Annotated in this window: 3 protein-coding genes; all 3 read right to left on the bottom strand. The window is 41.8% G+C overall.

What is annotated here, in order from left to right; all coding sequences use genetic code 11:
- Nucleotides 1–356: site-specific DNA-methyltransferase (locus LHW48_04660; GenBank protein ID MCB5259753.1), on the bottom strand; the 356-nt coding region annotated here is incomplete at its 3' end.
- Between the two features lie 9 nt (nt 357–365).
- Nucleotides 366–596, bottom strand: a complete 231-nt coding sequence (locus LHW48_04655) for a hypothetical protein (protein MCB5259752.1) — start codon at nt 594–596, stop codon at nt 366–368.
- A 100-nt stretch (nt 597–696) separates the two neighbouring features.
- Nucleotides 697–4050, bottom strand: a complete 3354-nt coding sequence (locus tag LHW48_04650) for a hypothetical protein (protein MCB5259751.1) — start codon at nt 4048–4050, stop codon at nt 697–699.
- Nucleotides 4051–4642 lie beyond the last annotated feature (592 nt).

Here is a 4642-nt window from a genome sequence, read left to right as displayed (position 1 = left end):
GTGAAGTCCGCCCCGACCGCAAAGGGCGGGTCAATGTAGATGAGGTCAATCTTCCCCCGGAACTGCTCTAACAGGGCGGCCATCGCCAGCTTGTTGTCACCCCAGATGAGCATGTTCCGGAAGTCATCGCAGTGGGCGCTGGTCTCGTCGAAGGGAAGGCGCTGCGCGGTGCTGCGGTCGCGCGGCTCGTCTATGGTCTCGATCCGCTGCAAGGGCAGGGGCGTAGACGGCAACCGGACTGCCCTGCGGTTGCCGTACTCGTCGTACTTACCCTCCCAGACCAGCTCCGCTTTCATCTGTGACAGGGGGTGTGGATTATCAGGACCATAGGGCGATATCTTGCCTAATGCACTCATAGATAATATCTACCAACTTGAATAATGTTCCGCAACTTTAGGATCCATTAGCAATATATCCACCAAATTAGGTACCAAACGAATCATAGCTCGCAATAATACTTCTTCATGTCTATTTGTTTGTACTGCAGCATCAATTTTTGCCAAAAACTCATCAAGATCATTTTGGCATCTTTCCTGCATGATTTCAGCTTCCATATCTTCTTTTGTACACCACTTGTCCACATAATGTCTCTTCATTATAACCATACCTCCTCACTTGCTACCTATATCAATTCTACCCATTTAGCCTATCCGCTAAACCATTATTTAGGAAAACCTACGCTATCATTTTACTTAATCACCAGAATATTACCTTGCTAAAATTACTGCTTTGTATAACCCATTCGCGTTCTCCGCTAAGAACCTGGTCTACAAGCTTCTCTGCCCATGCTTCATCAGCTTCCTTATCATAGTAATCTTGATCCGTTGGTTCTTGCTTCTTTAAGAACCACATTGGCAATTCTACCATATCGGAAATAGTTTCCAGCATTTTTTCATAATCCATAGTCTCAGACAGATTCAAGCCTATTCTCATATTTTCAATTATCTTATCGACGTATCTACACTTGTCTTCATAAGGCTTATGCTGCCATGCATATCCCCATAAATATGTTCCCGCATTACGCATGCACTTACCGATATCATTTATTGCCTGCATAGTTTCTCGAGAGTCACGCTTATCTTCTTCTGTTGTACACTTAGCACCATAACAGCATTCCAGTTCTGATAAATCAAGAAGAATATCTAAAGCGTCATAAAATTCTTGTGCGTCACAAGTATGCAGAATAGTAGCCGCAGCTTTCGCCTTTTTATTAACTATATCAATAGTCGTATTGAATCTACTTGCCAATCGCCTTTTAACGTCTAAATACCATTCTGGTGTGAATAAAGGCTTATCAGATACTTCACGCATCCATTGACGTAGATACCTAGCTTCACCGCTTTGTATTTGATTCCTTACACGCTGAATAAATAACAAATCTGATTCTGTCAACTTCCGCGTTGGAAATTGCCTATTCTTTATCTCATCCCAAGGCTTTTCTAAATAATCGTCATTCTCATAACTAGTATCATCTGAAAGAATGACGCCCTTGTTGGCTCGTTCTATTGTCTCTGCAACAACTTCCTTTGCTGGTCTATTGCCATTTTTAATCCAGCAGTCATAATACACTTGTTCATCTGGCGTTAACGCTATACCTCTGTCCATTTTAAAGGCAATGCGTTCTCTTAACTGCCCAGAACTAGGTTCTGTTTGATTCCAATTAGAAGATACATATCCATCGTTGGCTAACTTATTTATTGCACATTCTAATTGCTGCCAATACGTTCTATTCTTGGCAATTTCTAAATTATATTGACTTGCGTTAGGAGATTCTTTTGAATCATTCGGGATAATCATGCGATATAGAACCTCATTCCAACGAGGATCTACTCTCGATGATAGAAGCATTTTGACAATTGGCACAGAATGCAAAACCCGATCGATGAATTCATCTGACGTTCTTGATAGATAATACATTGCATCAAACCATATCAACACATTGCTATCGTTGGGTTCAATGACTCGATTTGATTCATGCAAGTAAGTGTAACTGGCAACTTCCTGCCAAATGTTAATATTGTTATTGAAACTCTTTTGTAAATCGCAAACACGCAAGTATACCCACCAAGCAGCACCAAAATCATCATCAACATAAAACGCATCCCAATCTCCACCACTCGGGCAGAAGTGTGGAGCAAATATATTCAAAACGCCGCTATTCCACAACACCCTAATCAATTGATGTTCGGAACTTGCGATCTTTTTATCTATTAGTCCAACATGCTTCATAAGCCAAACTATTGCTGGGAAAAACTTATTAACTATATCAACAACTTTTTGAATTTGTTCGTCACTGATGTTCTTCCACGACTCGACAATATCTTTGTCCTCTACCAGATTAGTATCCTTAAGTGCTAACAATCCAATGGGGGAAATGCCCTTTGCCAACCTGGAATTATCAGGCAACTGCAATATACGTGCCATGGCTTGAAAAATGGGAGCATACACGCGAGATACTTCATCAACGATTTGCTGGCTATAGGCGGGCATGTCCCAATAGTTTTCAATGAGATTATTGTCATACTGCTGTCGTTGGACGTTTTTAGAAACCGACCACAAAGCTTCCATGATTTCTCCTACCTCGCGTTGGGAACCGCGATAAAATTTAAGCGTGGAATCGGCGACGTAATCGTTCAATGGCCACTGGCTACCCGATAATACCCACAGCATCGAGTAATTAAGCGCCAGCGGTAGTTCCACATCGCACAGAATTCCTTTCATAAAATCGTGTGCGCTTTCTGACAAGTGCTCCAAGTGTTCCTGCAGAAACGCAACAGCGCGACTAAGCTTACGCGCTTCTAATTCACGAATATTAAAACTTTTATCAACATACTGTTCAATACTATGTACATTTTGTGAACGAGGCGGAAGACCTCTTATCATCTGAAACCGCTCATTGTACTTTGCTGATAAGAGAGAAACTTTCGTTTCTACCAACGTATCGTTGGAATTAGGGCTGTTGTTTGGAGTAAGGCTGTTGTCTGTATTTAGCTCGGACGTTGAACTGCTGATATATTCCTTGCACTCCGGAAACGCAGCCTTGGTGTTTACAATTTCTTCTTTATTAGAATCCCTACTGATGGTTTTTTCTTTTTCTTCTTGGGCGCTGAAGACCGAAGCCATAGAAGCGAAGGTCGAAAGCGCCCTCTGATTTTGATCATTGACCTTTGTTTCAATCACGCCCTTACTCGTTTCACAAATATTACCCACTTTTAGGCAAAAGTCATTGTGCTTTAGGTCATTCCAATCGTTGTACTGGATATTGGAACCGAATTCGTCACACTGACGCCTACCCCAGAACGTATATTCGCTTGTTTGCGAGAAGCTTTGCCTAAAAGTGGGTGGTGTATACTTGAGAAGTTCTTCATATTCCTTGAAGTTAATGAAAGACTGACTGTAAGTGCTTCTCTCTTCTATAAGAGAAGCACTTACAGTATAAGAAAAACCCTTAGGGGGAGTTCGAGGGGGGGCAGTGACACATTTGGAGGGGTCTTGATGTACCTGAGAAGCTAACTGCCGATCAAAAAATAAACACTGCCCACCCTTCTTCAGAATGCGAACGTTTTTCGAACAAATGCCCCAGGAATAATAAATATGCTTGCCTACTCGGTATTGCTTCTTGGGGTAAATTACACCGCTATTTTTTAATTCACCCAGTAATTTCCTTACTCTTTGTGAAGTAATGCCATATTTTTCTGCATATATATAATGATCAAAAGGCTTGCCATCACTAACAGTCATGAAAATATTATGCCTTAATGATCCTTCATGTAGGTGTGTTGGTACACTTCTGCGTGGCTTGGGTGTATTGAGCTTGGTTATTTTGGGCCGATGAGCTTTGGTCCAAGCCCTTCGTGCATATATGCCTTCCCACCACTTACATCGACGAATATAATCCTCCATATCTATGGGCTTAGGATTACCTTGGTCATCAAGAGGCACCGCAAAATATCCTACCTTCTTAGCTGTAGGATAAATATAGCGTTTATCTAATAGCTTCTTTAAAGCACGCTGAATGTGTTGCGGGGTTACACCAAAAGCTTTTGCCAAATCCTGCTTGTTGATTTTCCTTGCAGGATTGCTTCGGATATACAAATAAAGACGCCAGGAAGTGCTGTTAGCCCTTACGGGTGGCTTCCTGTACTTCAATAAAGGTCTTTTATGCCGACGTGTTCGAGGTCGCTTTTGAGGTTGTTGTTGGCTTACTGGACAGTTGTTGATTGATTGAGTGTTACTATCTGCTGGACAGTCATTGATTGCTTGACTATCGCTAACTGCTTGACTATCGCTAACTGCTTGATAGTCATCATATTCTTGGCTGTCCTTAATTAGCTGACCATAAGCCGCCAATGCTTCGGAAAAAGACCAAACAACGACTTTATCATTGCGAGACCGCTCCATTTATTTGCCTCGGAGTAATATCAAAGTTAAATAAGCAACGATTACAACGCGCTCTATCAAAGCACTATCTATTATTATATTCCCATTTATAATGCTTGTCAACCGTTCTCCAATACCTACCAGAATCTACCATGAGATTCTGCGCTTGGTTCCTGCTTCAAAGAGGCTGCCAACGATACTGCTGTTGGTCTTATATCACTCTCCACAGGCGTAACTTTCCGAGGAACTCTCGGTAGTTTTG

It is taken from the genome of Candidatus Cloacimonadota bacterium (genome assembly GCA_020532355.1).
In the GTDB taxonomy this organism is placed as follows: domain Bacteria; phylum Cloacimonadota; class Cloacimonadia; order Cloacimonadales; family Cloacimonadaceae; genus UBA5456.
The sequence above is the reverse complement of the archived record's forward strand: the minus strand, read 5'-3'. Positions and strand labels throughout refer to the sequence as shown.